This window comes from Paenibacillus sp. ALJ109b (genome assembly GCF_010747435.1).
GTDB lineage: Bacteria > Bacillota > Bacilli > Paenibacillales > Paenibacillaceae > Paenibacillus > Paenibacillus taichungensis.
The window spans coordinates 91,385-110,151 of the sequence record NZ_JAAIFP010000009.1 but is presented as its reverse complement, the minus strand read 5'-3'; the positions used below and the strand labels follow the sequence as shown (position 1 = coordinate 110,151).

15 protein-coding genes are annotated in these 18,767 nt (G+C 41.8%); 2 read left to right on the top strand and 13 right to left on the bottom strand.

Features of this window, described 5'->3' with window-relative positions; genetic code table 11:
* Positions 1-314: 314 nt before the first annotated feature.
* The 6 genes from G3352_RS12610 to G3352_RS12585 form a co-directional block, all read right to left on the bottom strand.
* Positions 315-1,496 carry a NupC/NupG family nucleoside CNT transporter gene (locus G3352_RS12610; protein ID WP_163756984.1) on the bottom strand — a complete coding sequence of 394 codons (1,182 nt, stop codon included), beginning with the start codon at positions 1,494-1,496 and terminating at the stop codon, positions 315-317.
* 2 nt (positions 1,497-1,498) lie between these two features.
* On the bottom strand, positions 1,499-2,815 hold the full coding sequence (locus G3352_RS12605; protein WP_163757023.1) for a purine/pyrimidine permease: 1,317 nt from the start codon (positions 2,813-2,815) through the stop codon (positions 1,499-1,501).
* A 4-nt stretch (positions 2,816-2,819) separates the two neighbouring features.
* Positions 2,820-3,527: a purine-nucleoside phosphorylase gene (deoD, locus tag G3352_RS12600; protein WP_163756982.1), complete on the bottom strand. Its 708-nt coding sequence runs from the start codon at positions 3,525-3,527 to the stop codon at positions 2,820-2,822.
* Between the two features lie 158 nt (positions 3,528-3,685).
* Entirely contained in the window at positions 3,686-5,122 is a 1,437-nt protein-coding gene (locus tag G3352_RS12595) for an AcpB/EbpR/MafR family transcriptional regulator (protein WP_163756980.1), read from the bottom strand.
* 571 nt (positions 5,123-5,693) lie between these two features.
* Complete coding sequence (locus G3352_RS12590) at positions 5,694-6,323, bottom strand: DapH/DapD/GlmU-related protein (protein ID WP_163756978.1); 630 nt, start codon at positions 6,321-6,323, stop codon at positions 5,694-5,696.
* A gap of 72 nt (positions 6,324-6,395) precedes the next feature.
* Entirely contained in the window at positions 6,396-7,817 is a 1,422-nt protein-coding gene (locus G3352_RS12585) for an MATE family efflux transporter (RefSeq protein ID WP_240343052.1), read from the bottom strand.
* A gap of 91 nt (positions 7,818-7,908) precedes the next feature.
* On the opposite strand from G3352_RS12585, the gene G3352_RS12580 reads away from it, so the two are divergent.
* Positions 7,909-8,808 carry an AraC family transcriptional regulator gene (locus G3352_RS12580; protein ID WP_163756976.1) on the top strand — a complete coding sequence of 300 codons (900 nt, stop codon included), beginning with the start codon at positions 7,909-7,911 and terminating at the stop codon, positions 8,806-8,808.
* Between the two features lie 6 nt (positions 8,809-8,814).
* Here the strand turns inward: G3352_RS12580 and G3352_RS12575 are convergent, their stop codons facing one another.
* The 5 genes from G3352_RS12575 to G3352_RS12555 form a co-directional block, all read right to left on the bottom strand.
* Positions 8,815-10,605 (bottom strand): sensor histidine kinase, encoded by a 1,791-nt coding sequence (locus tag G3352_RS12575; RefSeq protein WP_163756974.1) that lies wholly within the window; start codon positions 10,603-10,605, stop codon positions 8,815-8,817.
* Positions 10,598-12,235 carry a response regulator transcription factor gene (locus G3352_RS12570; RefSeq protein ID WP_163756972.1) on the bottom strand — a complete coding sequence of 546 codons (1,638 nt, stop codon included), beginning with the start codon at positions 12,233-12,235 and terminating at the stop codon, positions 10,598-10,600. The genes G3352_RS12575 and G3352_RS12570 overlap by 8 nt, the downstream gene beginning before the upstream one ends.
* Before the next feature lie 19 nt (positions 12,236-12,254).
* Complete coding sequence (locus G3352_RS12565; RefSeq protein ID WP_163756970.1) at positions 12,255-13,796, bottom strand: extracellular solute-binding protein; 1,542 nt, start codon at positions 13,794-13,796, stop codon at positions 12,255-12,257.
* 238 nt (positions 13,797-14,034) lie between these two features.
* A complete protein-coding gene (locus tag G3352_RS12560) occupies positions 14,035-15,195 on the bottom strand; it encodes a Gfo/Idh/MocA family protein (RefSeq protein WP_163756968.1) in 1,161 nt (386 codons plus the stop codon).
* Between the two features lie 18 nt (positions 15,196-15,213).
* Positions 15,214-15,960 carry a TIM barrel protein gene (locus G3352_RS12555; RefSeq protein ID WP_163756966.1) on the bottom strand — a complete coding sequence of 249 codons (747 nt, stop codon included), beginning with the start codon at positions 15,958-15,960 and terminating at the stop codon, positions 15,214-15,216.
* 154 nt (positions 15,961-16,114) lie between these two features.
* Between G3352_RS12555 and G3352_RS12550 the strand changes: the two genes are divergently transcribed.
* Complete coding sequence (locus G3352_RS12550) at positions 16,115-16,945, top strand: helix-turn-helix transcriptional regulator (protein ID WP_163756964.1); 831 nt, start codon at positions 16,115-16,117, stop codon at positions 16,943-16,945.
* 80 nt (positions 16,946-17,025) lie between these two features.
* Here G3352_RS12550 and G3352_RS12545 read toward each other — a convergent pair whose 3' ends face one another.
* Both G3352_RS12545 and G3352_RS12540 read right to left on the bottom strand, forming a co-directional pair.
* Positions 17,026-17,232 (bottom strand): glycoside hydrolase family 38 N-terminal domain-containing protein, encoded by a 207-nt coding sequence (locus G3352_RS12545; protein WP_205524846.1) that lies wholly within the window; start codon positions 17,230-17,232, stop codon positions 17,026-17,028.
* Positions 17,233-17,394: 162 nt separating this feature from the next.
* Positions 17,395-18,756 carry an ABC transporter substrate-binding protein gene (locus G3352_RS12540; protein WP_163756961.1) on the bottom strand — a complete coding sequence of 454 codons (1,362 nt, stop codon included), beginning with the start codon at positions 18,754-18,756 and terminating at the stop codon, positions 17,395-17,397.
* Between the last annotated feature and the right edge of the window lie 11 nt (positions 18,757-18,767).

Below are 18,767 nucleotides of genomic sequence, written 5' to 3'. Positions count from 1 at the left end.
ACTTATTCCACATGATTCCTGAATTATCCTGCTTTTGTGATTATGCTCGAAAGTCGTATAAATTCCCTGGTCATCACATCCCCCCCCCCTTGTCAACATATACTTTCTTAAATTAAATATGAACCCCGTTCTGACTGCTCGTGACTGGTGTGGACTGCATCCAATTCGTCGTCCCGAATTTGAGTAAACACACGAAAAAAAAGTCGCTAAAATTAGCGACTTTAATGTGAAAATTTTTGTATCCCTCGACATGAACCGTCCTTTTGGAACAGCCCTATTTCGAGTCAAATTGTATTCAAAAGAAAATGATTCAACTAAAATATAATTCCGATAATTATGGCGGATAAAACGCTTACAAGTGTTGCGCCATATAAAAGTTTCAATCCAAAGCGAGCAACAATATTCCCTTGTTTTTCATTCAATCCTTTTACTGCACCCACGATAGTACCAATGGACCCAAAGTTAGCAAATGAGATTAGAAAAACGGAAACAATGGCTGTAGTACGCCCACTTAAACCGTCTTGAATCTTAACAAAGTCAAGCATGGCAACAAATTCATTCGCAACCAGCTTCGTGGCCATGATACTCCCCGCATGAACAGCCTCATGCCATGGCACTCCGATCATAAAGGCAATTGGTGCAAAGACATACCCTAGAATTCCTTGAAACGAGATACCAAATATGCCGCTGAAGACCCCGTTAATTAAAGCAATGATTCCAACAAAACCAACTAACATTACCCCAACTACAATGGCTACCTTAAAGCCATCCATAATATATTCGCCCAGCATTTCAAAAAACGTTTGTTTGCCCTCTTCCTGAACTTCAACAATATCTTCTTCGGCTGTAACTTCATACGGATTAATGATGGATGTAATGATAAAGCCGCCAAATAGGTTTAATATTAATGCAGCTACTACATATCTAGGTTCCAGCATCGTCATATATGAACCAACAATGGACATGGATACCGTTGACATTGCAGATGCACATAATGTATACAAGCGATGTTTTGGTAATAATCCAAGCTGATTTTTCACAGAAATAAATACTTCATTTTGTCCTACAATTGCGGCTGCAACCGCATTATAAGATTCCAATTTTCCCATGCCATTTACTTTACTTAGCACCAGACCAATATACTTGATAATGAACGGCAGTATTTTGTAATGTTGCAGGATTCCTATTAATGCTGACATGAAAACAATTGGCATCAACACAAACAGGAAAAAGGTATGAGCTCCTTCATTGGCAATCCCACCAAAAACAAAGTTCGTTCCTTCGTTGGCATATCCAAGTAATTTCGAAAAACTATCGGCAAACCCTTTAATTAAGAATTCGCCTATACTCGTTTTTAGTATAATTAATCCCAAACCTAACTGAATAACAATCATTATGATGATTGGACGATATTTGATTTTCCGCTTATTATTACTCGCAAGCCAGGCCAATAATAGAACAATAACCAGACCAACAACAGAAATTAGATAGTGCATAATTAACCCTCCAAATTATCGATACTTTTTTTGGAATCCTCATATCGATTTGCATCTTTCCACATTAACGCTTGTTCCAAAATAATCGCCAATAGACTGCCGCAAATTAACCCATTATTCAAAATGGCTATTACAATCGGAGATAAATGGCTCGTAGCGGATGTAGGAATAAACATTAAACCCACACCTACTAAAAGAGAAACTCCGCTAACAACAAATATTCGTTCTTCATGCAGAACCTTCTTCAATTCCTTCAGCGATAATCCAACCATCTTCACAAAGATGACGAATGTAACGGCATAACCTATAGGCGCTGGGATAGCGGAAATTACGTTCATTATTGGCGGAAACAAGGATACAGAGATGACTAAGATGCATCCAATTAAAAACGATTTCCGTTCCCTCATCCCTGTTTGTTCAACATATCCCGCCGCTCCCGAAATAGGCACTGAGCCAATCGCTCCGAAACTGCCACCAATAAAATGGGTAAAGCCAGAAGCAAATCCGGCTCGCAAATAACGGTTATGATCCAATATCTTTTGTTTCATAACGGTCTCCATCAACCGAATAGACGCAAGCGCATTGGTTATTAATAATAGTGTTAATAGAAAGGCAGTTGTGATTGTCCCGCTATCAAATCTTGGACTGCCAAAAGGAAATATTTTGGGCAATTTAAATAGCGTATCCGCCGGTGAAATCACCGGCATCTTGTCGCATATGATAAACAATAAGCAGCCTATCGATATACTGATTATTACTGAAAATTGGCGCAGCAAAACAAAGCGACTGTTCCCTAACCCAAAGGTAATGCAAATCACAATCACACTCAGCACGAACACTTTAACATCTAACAAGGTGTGGCTTGACGTGATCCCCATCATACCTTTCATAAAAGAACCGCTTAATTGAAAGATCAATAAGAGCAAATATATAAAAGTGACCGTTGGCGTAAATAGACGAGCGATTTTATCCATTAACTTAAATGCTGAGATTAGGATAAATAAAACTCCACTACAGATCATTCCCCCACTTAAAGCTTGCAGGGCAGCAATATTCGAAGAATACAATACTCCCACTAAACTTGCGTAAATGGTGAAAATGCTCCACCATAACCCTGCTGGACCTTCATGAATAGGGAATTTATGGCCAATGACGCCTTGTAAAAATCCAGCTATTCCTAAAGTTATTAGTGTGCTCTGGATGAGTCCAGAAGCCTCCATAGGAGTTAGGTTATATAAATCTGCGATAGCAATTGGCGCAGCAATTGCACCTGCGATCATAAACATCATCCACTGCAATCCAGATAGTATTCCCTTCATAAGATTAGCTCTCAATGGCTGTGTTAAGAGCGATTTCGACCATTTCATAAAATGATTGTTCACTTTCTTGATGAGTTAAGTGCTCCTGTGTTAACAGTTGACTGCCTACTGTCAAAATGGATAAAGCTTTCACACCGTATTTAGCGGCTAACGTATATAAGGCTGTGCTTTCCATTTCAACCCCTAATACACCAAAATCCATAAACTTGTGAAGTCGATCTATGCTCTCACGGTAGAACTCATCGGAGTTATAGATGTTGCCGACAAAGACACTAACTTGTTTAGCTTTTGCTTGTTGATACGCTTTCATTAACAATGAGAAATCTGCTGTAGGTGCATAATTACAGCCATGGAAGATCTTATCCGTCATATTACTATCTGAAGACACGGATTGGGCTATTACAATATCGCGGATATTAATGTCTTTCTGCATCGCGCCACATGTACCAATACGAATCAATTTCTTCACTTCATAATCGACGATCAATTCCGTTGCATAGATGCTCATCGATGGATTCCCCATCCCTGTCCCTTGAACCGATACACGTATCCCCTTGTATAATCCGGTGTACCCGTACATGCCTCTTACTTCGTTATAACAATTGGCCTCATCTAAAAAGTGTTCTGCTACAAATTTTGCACGCAAAGGATCTCCCGGAAGCAAAACGATGTCCGCTATGTCTCCTTTTTTTGCGCCTAAATGCCTGCTCATATTTCTGCCTCCTACTCACAATGTTGAACCCAGGCTTTCCGAAATCTCTTCCACTTGCCTTCAGAAAATCAGTTCGGAAAGTACATTGAGCATAAGATTTTTAAGCATAACAAACTAGACCAAAATCTTACGGAGGGTAAGGGAAATAATTGATCAAATTATAAAAGCAGTTCTTTACGAATATTGTCCAGATCTCTTTTAGACGGGATCGTAGAGATAATAACAACAGGCACGGTCTGCAATGTTACCGGGATATTACTAATGACAAAATCAATCTGATGTTGCTGCATCATTTCGTCGGAGAGCCCTTTCATTATGGAAGTATTGATGATCAACTGATCCCCAATTTCCTTCTTGATCAAATCCGCTATGTAATGACGAATTGAAAATTCTTCTCCAATCACCAAGAAGGCCCTTTTCCTTTTATAACGTAAACTGGAACGAACAATTAAGGTTAGCTTGGTTAAATGAAAATGATTATACAAAACGGAGGGGTAAGCTTTACTCCACGTTTGCATGCAGGTTTGCAATTCTTGATAAAGCTGCTGGCATTCCTTTTGAACGTACGCCGTTAAATTACTTTGTGAAATCATCATCCATTCAGGAATTGCATTATCGATTAATAACTTGTCAAAGAACGCGTATATCTCCAATAGAAATCGTTCTTCCGTCTCCAAGTTGGGGTATACGTTGGCCAGTAGTTTTAGAAGCAGATTACCCATTTGATATTCTTCTTTGTCCTTATGCAATTCAACTTCTTTCATCGGTGTTATTTCTGATCCTTCATAATAATGATATTGGCTGAGACTAACCTGGGATTGAATAAAGCAGATTTCACTATTGGGAAAATTGATGGAAAACTTCTCTTCAAGACTCTTTACAAGGGTCTTCACGGGCATATAAAACATCCCCTTTCCCCAGGGGTAACCACTTTCGTCGATTTTTACGAATTTCCCTTGGGCGACTCTTCCCACAACAATGGCCAACAAAAAGGATAATCTCCTTTTGGAATTGATAAAATACACAATATTTTTCTCATTCTCTGTATTTGTGATTAACTGATTAATATATGCAAAATCGACATTCGCAAAGGGCCATCCTGTGAACTCATACGCATCACAATATAACTTCCAATAGAAATATCGAATATTCATTTCATTCCCTTTGATCATCGGGGTTGAATATGTAATGCGTAACTTATACGCTTTTAGATCATTATTATTTAATTGCACGATCAGTTTCTTCAATGACGAGGTACTCATAAACATGACTCCGGCAAGCTCCTCCACGGACAGTCGATCCACATTCATGAACAATACATTCATCAGTCGATAAAAGATGGTTTGTCTGAACATTGAAGAAATCACTTCACTCATTGTCTCACTTCGTCCATCACGCCGAAGAACGATTCCCTTTCCTCTAGAAACTTCTATGGTTACCGTAGGGGGTAATTGCTTACTGATTTCCTCAACCATCTTACGTATGGTTTTATCGGAGATACCTAAACTTTTTTCAACTTCAGCTAAGGTAAACCATCTATGTTCCGTATCAAGCAGCGTTAATAGTTGACTAGCTAATGTAAATCCCTTATCCATTTCCCCACCCTATTTCAATATAAATTAAATGTCATCGTGTTTTTGGCTAAAGAAAAATCGATTCCCTCATAAGGAAAGAATCGGCTTTTTAATGTGTTTAAATACGGTCTATGATAAACCAATGTGAATAAGCTTAAACTATCCCACGCGTTAGTTCAATCTATATACATGCTGACCCTTTTGGTCACACCATGGATAAGATCTTCCTTTTTTAACCATGAAAAAACCCCTCCGCTCGGCAAGATTAAGTCCATCTTAACAGATGTCTTTTTTCTCTTGTCTACGAAAAGGGGATAAAAGCAATTTATTCTATAGTTCTTATACTTTATTATTCAATTTGTGTTATCTTCATAAAGATTCAGATTTTTTTCAAATTGTTCTTCTAGATGCTCTGCGTAACTGACAACTCGCGGGGATTCCAACAACCTACCTACTACACAATATAATCCAATCAAAATACATACTGATAAAATGATTTCAACTATGAGTGGCATCATTCTTCCATATTCTCTCCTTGCCGGGTAACGTCTAGTCTGCCCAAGTTAGATTTGATTATTTGCTTGGTTATCCATTACCATTCGACTTGGTCGAAACGCATGTTTTTGTAGTAATACTCTCTGTCATGATCAGTGATTTCACGAAGAACCCTGCAGGGGTTACCCACAGCGATAACATTGCTAGGAATATCCTTGGTTACCACGCTTCCTGCACCGATCACACTACCCGCACCGATGGTAACACCTGGTACAATCACAGCGCAGCTACCGATCCAAGCACCATCCTCGATGACTACCGGTAGGGCGAACATTCCACCTTCTTTGCGCTTTTCTGGGTGTACTGGATGATTGGTTACAGCAATCGTGACATTCGGACCAAACATAACATCGTTTCCAATGGTTACTTTATAGTCATCAACAACAGTTAAATTAAAGTTGATATAGACATTGTTGCCTACTGTAGTGTTTGATCCATAAGACATCCGAATAGGAGGTTCCATCCAAACATTTTCACCAATACTACCGAAAAGTTGTTCCATTAGAGCCTTGCGCATTTCAATATCATCGGGATGTAAGCGATTGATCTCATAACATAGTGCCTTTCCTCGTTGACGCGCCCGAGCCAGATCAGAAGCTTCCTGTGGATAATTCGCATCGTGATCAGTAAACAGTTGTTGGCTTGCCATTCGTTCTGTAATATTCATGCCTTAGTCTCCTCTGCATATAATCTAATCTATTTATTTTAGTTGACCTTACATTCTTTGACCGTCTATTTCTTAACCTACTGGTGAAAAAGTCCTGGTAATATTATTTAGCCATTTGTATTGGCGGTAACGAATAAATGCCAATGGCAACTTAATGATCTCATCCAAACTAATGACGATATATAATACAAGGGGTGATACGTGCCAGACAAAAGCACAGAGATAACCAAGCGGCAAAATAATACCCCACATTACAATCGAATCACACCAAAAGCCAAATTTAGAGTCACCTCCTGCAGTGAATATTCCTGAGATATTAGTTGCATTAATGGATTTAGCAATACAATAAAATGCACTGATATATAACATTCCATCCAAGTAGTTTTGAGATATGGCATTTAGATTTACTACAGAGAAAACAAGCGGTTTTATCAGAATAATGGTGCACCCTGCTATTAATCCAAATAGTAAAGCATAAAGATTCATCCTGCTTCCCACCTGTTTTGCTTTGTCGATCTCGCCTCTACCTAGATATTTCCCAACCAATATAGATCCTCCACTAGCAATACCTCCACACAGGACAATGGTTAAATTCTTAACCACGGATGCAACAGAATTCGCTGCAACCATATCAGCACTTACATGTCCAATAATTGCGGCAGTCGCAGTTAGTGCCCCTCCCCAAACAATATAATTGCCTTGTACAGGCATGGTGTATTTCAGAAAATCCTTTAGGAGATTGCGCTGAATACCATCCCATATGGGAAAACGAAAACGAATCGATCCTCTCGTCACAGAATAAATAACACAGCAGCCCAACTCAATAAACCGAGCCAGAACTGTAGCGAGAGCTACCGCCATGATTGCCATTTCAGGTCTGTCTGGGAAAAGGACAAAGATGCATAACGCATTAAACAAAATGTTTAAACTTAAACATAACGAACTAATCCAGGCGCTTAGTTTTGCATTTTCCATACTTCTAATCACGCTGAGATACATTTGAGAAATACCCATTGCAAGATAAGAAAACGAATTCATCTTTAGAAATGTTGAACCATAACGAATTAATTCACTATCATTTGTAAAAAAACGCATTAACGTTTCAGGATATAAAAAAGATACTAAAAAAAACAAAATAGAGATACTAAATGAGAACAAGCAGGCAGTGCTGAGAATACGTTGTATGGTTTGTACATCTTTCTTCCCCCAATATTGTGCAGTCAAAATCCCTGCTCCCGTAGCCATGCCCATGTAAAACAATGTTAATGCAAAGGTGATTTGTCCCGCTAACGATACGGCCGACATTGTAGATTGGCTAATCATTCCCAACATAACTACATCAGCTGATATAACTGTTGCTGAGATTAGATTTTGTAATGCAATGGGAATGACAAGCGTGATTAATTCCTTATTAAAATCTCGCGTCATAGGAGTAGTTAACTGTATGCGCTTTTTCTTTTTAACGTATATCCACTCCTCTCTGTTGCTTTCCATATTATCAAGATAGGATAAATTCATTGTCCTTTCCATAAATATTGGCTATACTTTTGTCAAAATCGTATATTTATTGGAGGCACTTTGTTGGATGGAAAATTTAGAGGTATTTTCTGATTTATCGGAACGATTGAATTATAATCTACCTGACCTACCCTTGTATGTCCGGAGAGGAAGCTTGAATCAATTTGATAATTTTGCAGCTGCCGCCCATTGGCATTCGGATATAGAGTTTATATACATTCTGGAAGGCTCCATGGAGTACTCTGTTAACGGACAGACCGTTAGTATAGAACAAGGAAATGGGATTTTTGTGAATAGCCATCGTTTGCATTTTGGTTATTCTCACACTCATTGTAATTGTTCATTTATTGTTGTAGTGATCCATTCCTCACTCATTGGGGAAGGTTCGTTGATACGAGCATACTGGGAAGAGAAGTTTGGCCCAAACATGGATGATCTTGTATTACTAGCTGAACAGATATCCTGGCAGCAAGAGATATTGTTATCCATTCAAGCGATCTATGCTGAAATGCACAATAACTTTGCTCCAAATCCGTTCCGCTTAACATCACAGGCTTTATCTCTATGTGCTGGTATTGGAGATCACTTGCAGCCTAAGGTGGGGGATACCCTTGATGTGCAATTATGGACGAATATTCAGAAAATGACTCGATTCATTCATCAAAACTACGAACAAAAAATAACTCTTGAAGACATTGCGTCCTCAGGAGCCGTTTGTCGAAGCCGCTGCTGTACTTTATTTAATAAATACGTGGGTCAAACTCCCAACAATTACTTAACTCGATACCGCCTTCATAAAAGTTGTGAGATGTTGAGGGAAACCCAAAGATCAGTGAGTGAAATTGCACTTGCCTGCGGCTTTCAAAGTGTGAGCTACTTCTCATCCCTTTTTCGCAAACACATAGGATTAGTTCCGCTAGCATATCGGAAAAGCGGCATAAATAGTTTAATTAAAACACAGAATTAAACCGATTTATGCCCCATTCTCATTCTCTAGTTTTTCCTTCATAATTGGATGCCGAATCGTAATTCGGGTGCCTATGCCCTCCTTGGATTCGATTTGTAATTTATACTCTAAACCGAAATAAATCTTTAACCGCTCATTGACATTGCGCAGGCCGACACCAGATCGCCCATTCATCTTCTGATCGTCATTTTCCTCCTCCAATGCCTGTATAACTGAATCGGGTATTCCCTTCCCGTTGTCTGTAATGTCAATGACCAGATCCTGTTCTTCTATTCGTCCGGAGAGTATAACTTTGCCATGCTCGAAATTCCCACGTATGCTGTGTTGTATCGCATTCTCAACCAGAGGCTGTAGTAAAAGGCGCATGAACGTTATATTCAGCATATCCTCATCAAAAAAGTACACCACTCGCAGTGGCATCCCGATTCTGGCCTGTTCGATTTGCACGTAAGCCTTCACCTGTTCGATTTCACGACCAACTGTCGTAATATCCTTGCCCTGATTGAGACTGAGTCGTAATAAATTGCCCAATGCGGACACCATTTCACCAATATCATTTCGTCCATGATTCTCCGCTTTCCAGCGGATCGATTCCAGCGTGTTATATAGAAAATGCGGATTGATTTGATGACTGAGCACTTGAAATTCAAGTTCTTTCTTGCTCCGTTCGGCTCGGGTGGATTGTGCAATCAAATCCTCGATTTTACGTACGATGCTGCCGAATCCACGAAACAGCCACCCGATCTCATCCTTGCGTTCTTGATGCGGGATGTACATTCCAAAATCGCCTTCTTCAAGCTTTTTCATCAGACGCACCAATCGAAGGACAGGCTGCGTGAAATTTCGGGTAAGATAAATAACGACGCCAATGGATACAAGTAAATAAACAATAATAATGACAAGGAGCAGCCGATTCATCTCCATAACGGGCTCCACTAGAGCATCCATCGGAGTCAGACTGATAATCGTCCAGGGGAGGCTGTCCATCCGGACGAAAGTGATCAAATGCTCTTGATCATAAATCGACAATTTCTCCACGCCTTCGTTATACAGATTGCGCTTGGCCAGCAGTTGTGGAGAAGGTAAAACATCACCTGTCCATTCGTTCCCGGCCGAATCAAAAAGAATGGCCCCTTTTTCATCAATGATCAGAAATTTTTGCCTTTGCAGTCGTTTGGTAGGTGAAAAGAATCGGCTTAGGTGATTGTCAGCCAGATCCGTTATCACAATGCCGCGGGGCGTCCTGCTATGCAGACTTGTGAACGTCTTGATATAAGACAACAGCGGACCTCGATTCGGACCATCACTTACTGACAATTGCCAATATGGCACGTTACTGTCCGCTGCTTGCCGAAACCATTCTTCTTCACCAACCGAGGCAATTTCCTCCAAAGCTCTCATATAGGTTGGATAATCTGCTGGAATTAGTGGATATAATCGAATCTGCAGCGCATCCATCTGTTTTTTCTTTTCATATACGATACTCAGCATATCAACGGAGTTCGTCTCTTCTTCCTTTTGACTTAACGGCGGCCTCTCCAATAAATACTGCAATGTTTTGTCACCGATCAAGCTATTGATACCTTCGTTTAACTGAGCTAAATAAGTTTCCACGTTTATCTTGGCTTGCTCCAGATAACTCATCGAGAATGTAATATTGGCTTGCTGAATGCCTTCTATTGATTTGGTATGGGCATATGCAGAGAATAGGATGAAGGGGATGATCGTTATCGAGAGAAAGATCAAAATCATACGGTTACGAAAGGAAGATGCCAGGCGCAGAAAAGCATTAATCATCCGAAATCCCCCGTAATCTACGGAATTCTTTCGGTGTCACCCCGACATGCTTTTTGAACAATTTTGAAAAGTGAACCGGATCCTTATAGCCAACTTCATATGAAACATGATAAATCTTATATTTTATATCCCCCAGCAATTCTTTGGCTCGTATCATCCGGATACTTGTTAAATCCTCCAGAAAGGTATGACCCCGTTCTTTTTTGTAAAGCTTGCTGAGCCATATCGGAGTAACATGAACCATCGATGCGACGTATTGCAACGATAGATTCTCGTTGTAACGGGTTCGGATCAATTTTGCAGCTTCCTGCACAATTCTGCTGGATGAGTTATCCATTTTATGAAAATCAATTGCTAACAGATGCAAGTTTTTTTCTACATGCTTCTTTAGGGATTCCAGAGTGTCATATTGTTCCAAGCGTTCCCACAACCCAATAGGATCGCGTTCCCATGAACGGTCTGGCCAACCAGCGGATGCGGCGATTCGATAGATGCCCATTAACCACTGGAATATTTGCTGTTGAATGTCTTTCAGACTTAAGAGCTCCCAAGATTTAACCATGTCTTCGAAGCCTTTCATGGATTCAGTAATATCCTTTTCTGTACCATACCTGACCAGATCCAGCACTGCCGCCGGTTCGCTAATGGACATCTTCTCATTCTCAGTATCCATCCCATCAACGGATTCAGTGAACAACCGATTGCCCCCATAAATGACTTTCTGCCCTAACGATTCGACGCATTCAACGTACAAGGCATTAAGATGCTTTAGCTCCTTCGGGAAGGCACTTACTGCAATACTGGCCTTCACTTTTACGAATTGATTGATCCGTTGCAAGCAGATCTCAGCCACTGATTTGCATAACTCCAGTATTTTGGGATCAGGACAACTAATCACAGCCACCCAACGGTCCGTGGTATCCTTGAATAATGCTGCGGGTACATTCAATTCTTCAGCCAGTGTCTGGCTGACCACATTGCCAATCCCGAAGAGTACAAGATCCTTCTCAGCCGTCAGCATTTGCATATTGACCAGCGCCTTCAGATCATCTCCTTCAACGACCATCAGCAGCAAGGGAGATTCTTTCATCCAGTCCAAATGCAAGGACTTCAGCCGATGAGTGATGCGGGTTTCTCGATACGGATTGTATTCGTTTTCCACCACTTCGCGCAGAAGTTCTTCTTGCAATATGGGAACAGCAAATTGAACCTGGTACGCAATATTCGTTTTATTTTGCTCCTCTAGCCTCTCCCGCCTGATGTGATCCGTTGCCTTGCGCACAATCCGTTCCATTTCATCCATGTTGATGGGTTTCAATATGTAGTCGATAGCACCCAGATGAATCGCCTGCTTTACCAGGGAAAAATCATCATAACCGCTAATCAAAATTGCTTTCCAATCCTTAGGTTCCCTCATCTGCAATTCACTGAGCAGTTCAAGTCCCGACATCCGGTTCATCTTGATATCCGTAATGATCAAATCGGGTTTGTACTCCTGTGCAATCTGTAGTGCTTCGTCGCCATCGGAGGCAGAACGGACTGTTCCAACCCCATATTCATGCCAAGGAAAGCGCTTACGAAGACCTTCACGAATTTCATACTCGTCATCAACAATTAACACATTAATCATGAAGTAAGCCTCCCGGAAGTTAGTCAGGGTGATTCGACGCCAGATTCAGATCGACTTGCCGCTGCACCTCGCCAATGATTTTATCAAGACCGATGTTCTGTTGTTTTATTCGGTAATCCGATACTGCCTCCTTAACATCAGATACCAATCCGAATTCAATGGACCGACCCATATCTTCATACAACTGAACCCGCTCTTCAACTTCCTTGCTGATCGCATATTCACTAAGCAGCAAGCCTTCTAACGGCGAATCCAAATTGACTGGTATTTTGGCAAACCGTGCTTCCTCTCCCCAGAAATCCCCTGGGTATGTCTCCGTGGACCTGATGAATCGCGAATTCCAAAGCGCCCATTGTCCGCCCCAGCCCATATAGTTGCTTGTCGAATCACTTAAGTTGTGCGGATAAACCACCTGTTCCCCGTCCATCTGATACGTCTTGCCTTCAATGCCGTAGATCACTAAGTCATACAGTTTTCGATCGATCTCCATCATATCGAGAAATTGCAGCACCAACTCTGCGTGCTCCGAATTACGGTTAATGGCAACAACGTTCGAAATTGGACTGCGGTTGACTTGCTTCTTATCCGGGTACAGAAGAGACATTTGCTGACGATAGTTTGAATCAACAAAACCCTGATCAGCAGCATGTGCCCATTCATGCGAGGTAAGTGTAAATAACACTTTACCATTGCGCCATTGATCGGAACTGTCTGCTCGGTCAATCAGTGATTCTGGACTCAAAATCTTGTCCTCATACCATTTCTTGCTCATCGCTGCGGCTTCCACATAGAAGGGTTGCTGCTCAATGGCCTGCACTTTATGATCAGGGTCATTCAGATTAATACCTAGTCCATGAAACCCCAAATCCAGCCACTCCTCTCGCACGAGATAGAATGGAAGTGCTGTAATACGAGTCACTTTACTATTCGGATAAGCATGCTTTAGTTCATGTAAGAGTACGTCTACATCTTGAACCGTCTGTACCGAATCCGGTTCCCGGTAAATTCCCGCTTTCTCTGCGAGATCTACACGCCATCCGGCATATGGACGCTGATTCATTTTGATAGACCATGGCAGTCCGACAATATCTCCGTTCATCATAGTAGATCGCAGGTTACCATCCATCTGATATTTTTTATAGAGGTTTGGCGCATACTCGGGTAAAAGCTTATCCAAGGCCATATAAGAACCCCGCGAAGCCATCTCTCTGAAGGAAGAATCCGAATCAAAATTAAGGTCCCACCGATCACCGGCGGCAGCCATAACCAGAAGTTTCTCCGGATATTCAGGCCAGGAAATGAAATGAATAGAAAACTTCACATTCAGTCCTTTGTCTTTTACGTATTCACTGACTGCCGTCCATACTTCATCGGTCGCTGCTTTTTTCTCCCCGCCAAAATAAAACTTGAGTGTCACTTCCGGCTCACTGGGATGATTAGATGATGTAAAAAAATCATTGATATCTGCCCCCGGGCTGCCCATGCATCCAGACAATGCCAAAGCCATACATAGTAGATAGGGTGCCAACCACCTCTGGAATCTGAAAATGGAACTCTTCATTTAATCCCCTTCCATTTCTGAAATACGGATATCGCCATCCATTCAAGATTTCTATATCAAAAAAAAAAGCATTCACCCGTGTTCACTGTTTAAATATACCCAGTTCTTTTTAGTAAAACAATGGAAAGTATATATCTCATCCAGTTTAAACGATGTACTTCTTCAGCCAAATAAAAGGAGGGGTTATTCTCCCCTCCATCTGCATTTACGAACGATCAGATTTATTTCTCCATCTATTTCATGTACCAAAACTTCCTGTTGTATCAAATAGTACCGATTCCCCTATCTTTCGTTTGGATGTCGAGATCCGCTTCTTCAACTCGGATAAATACAAATCCTCGTCAATTGGAAATTCAACGGTTTCGCCAGTCCAACTGGACAAATGCATGGCGTTCGACAACATTAAGCTATGGATGCCTTCCTCACCGTCCGCAATGAGCGGTGTTCCGTCCAGGATCGCGTTCGCAAATGAAGCGACGATCCCCATATGCTGGCTATTATCCCCCTCCGCTGGAATGACGGATACTTCAACGGACGGTGTTGTGAAGCCTTCCTTCGATTCGAAACAATATTCACGTTCGTTCTGGCTGAGCTTATGCAGCGTCAGTTTACCGTGTTCACAGACAAGCTTACCCATCTCCAGCGTAATCTCAAGACGGTTCGTTCCTGGTAGATCCGCGGTTGTGGTTACAAATACGCCAGTGGAACCATTCGGAAATTCCAAATACGCCGTCACATCATCTTCAACCTCAATATCGTGCCACTTGCCTTCATGGCAAAAAGCACGTACTTTCGAAGGCATGCCGCAGATCCATTGGAGCAAGTCGATGTTATGAGGGCATTGGTTGATGAGCACACCACCGCCTTCGCCAGCCCAAGTTGCGCGCCAGCTCCCGGAATCATAATAAGCCTGAGTTCTGTACCAGTCAGTAATGATCCAGTTCACCCGTTTGATGGCCCCAAGCTCGCCGCCTTGCACCAACTCGCGCATTTTCCGGTACATTGGATTTGTTCGCTGATTAAACATCATACAGAAAACGACGCCACTTTCCTGCGCCTTCTCGTTCATCTCTCTTACCTGCTTTGTGTAGACCCCGGCCGGCTTCTCGCACAAGACATGTAATCCTTTGCTGAAAGCTTGTATCGCAAGTCTTGGATGATCGTAATGCGGTGTAGCGATAATAACAGCATCACAAAGACCACTGTCTATCAGTTCTTCCGGGCTATTAAAATAACCTAATGTATCCGGCAAATACATCTTGGAAGCCTTAATCCGCTTTTCATCCATGTCTGATACGGCGGTAAGCTCCACCTCCATTACGGTGCCATTAATCAATTTTTTCGCATGGTCCGACCCCATATTTCCCATTCCGATAATACCGACACGTAATTTATTCATGATCGATCTCCTTTTCCTCTAGCGGTAACCTAGAGTAGCCAAATTATTGTAGCTCGTCTGCAAACAATCGAATGGACTCGTCTGACATACGTCCTGCTCTACGAGCAAATATTTCGTATTCGCATTTTCAAGCGCTTTCAAAATTCCTGTGAAATTCATGTTACCTTCCATCACCGGTTCCATTTGCTTATCCGAACCCATGTCCTTCAAATGCACGCAATGAAGGCGGTCCTTTAATTTGTCGATCCATTCGCATACGTCAGCTCCGGCAGCATGTACCCAATACGTATCCAGTGTAATTCCCAGTTCTTCGGGTGAAAAATCTTCGATAAGACGTTCGATCATACGCTTGCCATCCATTTTCTCAAACTCGAAGTGATGGTTGTGATACATGAATAGCTTTCCGGATCTGGCGATCCGCTCAGCCGCTTCCCGGAAGTCACTCGCGAAATATCCGTACCAATCCAGTGACCGATATTTATCCGGCATAGCTCCAATACCGATATAATCGCAGCCAAGAATGTTATGCTCCTCAATCACTTGATCGGTTTCATACAATATCCGCTCAGGACTCGTATGCGTCAGAACAATTTGGAGCGATAACTCGTCACACATGGCTCTAAGTGTTTCCGGCTTGATTTTACCGATTGCAGAAACCTGGATCGATGTATAACCCATCTCTGCAATTTTTTGCAATGTACGTTTGATGTCTTTTTCAGTTTGAAGAAAAGAACGTACTGTGTACAACTGTGCACCTAAAATCACGTGAAACAGCTCCCTCTCTACGTTTGGAATGTGTCTACATTAATTAATTATAGTTCTGACATGTAGATATTCCATTGTAAATCGGAGTAATTACATTGCAAATATAGCGTCGATCTATTAGACTAACTTTACACCGATTGGAAGAGGTGACTGGATGAATACTGTCAATATCCATACCGACTCGTTAATTCTTCACCATGCTGTAGACCATAAGAAGACTGAACAATATGCACTTCACTGTCACAATTACTACGAGGTGTTCTATTTCGTTGCGGGTGATGTGAGTTATCTTGTAGAAGGCAAACATTATGTTCCCAATCCCCACAGCCTCCTGCTAATTGCTCCCCACGTTTTTCATGGGGTCAAAATCGAAAGCGACATTCCCTATGAGAGAATATCGCTCCATTTTGTACCTGGCTTTCTACCTCTTGAAAACCAGTCGGTCTTATTATCTCCGTTCCATCCTGATGACAGTTCAGCTGACATCTATTACATGGATAATGGGAATCAAGTTATGTTTCCTTTTTTTAAACAATTGATCGACGCCAGACATGCTGACGAAGCTATTCGTGAATTGTCGCTTCGCGTGCGTCTTGAAGCTCTTCTATCACAAATATTGATAAGCAGCTATTCACTCAAAGGGACATCTGAATCTTCATCATCCACTAGATCCGTATCAAAAATCATTGCTTATCTAAACGATCATATTACCGAATCTATTAAGCTGGACGATTTGTCTGCTGCATTCTACATCAGCAAACATCACCTGAACAAAATGTTCCGGAGAGCAACAGGCACAACGGTTGGCAATTACGTCATTCATAAACGGATCATTATGGCGCAAAACTTGATATCGCAGGGTCAAACAGCCAATTCCGCAGCATCAGCCGTAGGTTTTCACGATTATTCATCTTTCTTCCGCGCTTATAAAAAGGTTCTCGGCTATGCACCTTCTGTCAAACAAAATACAATGCTTCTCAAGTGATGGATTTATCGTTCTGTAATTCTATTTAACATTCAACCATTACTGTTTTATTTTAATAACTCACCTTAATGGTCTTGATTTCAAACGGTTTGAAAACAAGGTTCATTAGGCAAATTACAGTCACTTTCGATCCATACCCCACCATTGGGTTCATACCTGCCGTTTATAACCTGTTCTTTGATCCCTTCAAATACTTCAGGGTAATGCCGCTGAACCATTGCCGTATGGTATGCGGAACTTTGTACAAATTTATATTCATCGTACTGTTTCATAAGATCTGGCATCATATGAGTACCCTCCATAACATGATTTGGTAGGCTAGCATTCATTCTTACATAAGCTGAGAAATTCCTGTCCATTCAACGATCTCGTTCTCTCTTTTATCTTATATAACATCAAGTAGAATAACCGCTGATCATAGGACCAACGGTTATTATATCCACTTCGGGTTACTTCAGACTTTCGCGTAACTCTAGCGTTTTTTTGTTCCAGGCTTCGGTTTCCGGAATGATATCGTTAATATCTCGATCTCCGAAAATAATATCGTTCAAGAGGTTATTGTAGTTGTATTCTCTCCATCCGACGACAGTCAATCCTGACTGGATTCTAGCATTTTGTTGTGCAATTTTTACCGCTTCAATGTTCTTACCCTCCCATATTGGAGCTTCATCGTAATAAGCGGTGATTTCCGGATCGTTAACCGACGCATTTGCCCCTTGGTCAATCTTCCATTTCTGCGCTTCTGGCGTGAATTGGAAGCTTAGCCACAGGAACGCCGCCTCCTTTTGTTTGGAGCCTGCAAGCATGGCGAGTGGTCCATAAATGGAATAACCCGGCTGGCTCACTTTCCCTTTGGGGAACGGAAGCACATCCCATTGAAATGGCGCCTTCTCCTTCAATGTCGGAAGTACCCAGTCGCCACCAATTGCAAAACCTGTTTTACCGTTTATGAAATCCTTAGTCACATTTCCGTCTGCTTCTGCGGCTGCGTTGCTTTGCATGGAACCATCCTTGGTAACCAGCTCCTGAAACCACTTCACTTCGTTCATGATCTCCGGTGTACTCAGCAAACTTTGTGTCATATCTTCGTTCATGTATTGGTGGTTCGCAGCATAACCATCCGCGATCGCTTTACTGGAGAGCATGCGCATTTGAATTTCTGGTTGGCTAGTCACTCCATACTCGCCTGCATTCGAATCGGTAATCTGCTTAGCAATATTCCGGAAATCATCGTAGGTCCAATCATTAGAAGGCATATCGACGCCATGCTTGGCAAGTAAATCTTTGTTCACCAAGATCCACATTGGTACATCAACCATCGGTATCGCCAGCCTTTTGCTGTTGAACGTCATAGTGTCCAAGAAACCCTCAGGAAATTTCGCATTCTGGAATATTTCGCTTTCCTCAATGTAAGGTGTTAAATCTTCAATGAGACCCCCCTGCTCAAAAGCCACCAAATCGGTATCGATCTCGGTCACATCGGCAGGCGTGCCGGCGGCTTCAAGTGATGCAATAATTTCCATGATCGGTTGCTTATTGACCGGAATTTGCTCAATGGTTATCCAAGGATATTTCTGATGGAAGAGTTCATATAACTCGTCATACGTGCCCTCTTTCCAGGAAATGAACTTCAGCGTAACCGGCTCCCTATCCCCATCCTGACCCGGTTCCGTTACAACAGTGTCATTCCCCGCTGGAGGTGAACTCTCCTTATTCCCGCTAGTCCCTGAATTTCCACTGCATCCCGCCAACATAAAAGTCAGAGACAAGACTGCAGACAATATTGATGTTCCTAACCGCTTCTTTTTCAAGCTTTTTCCTC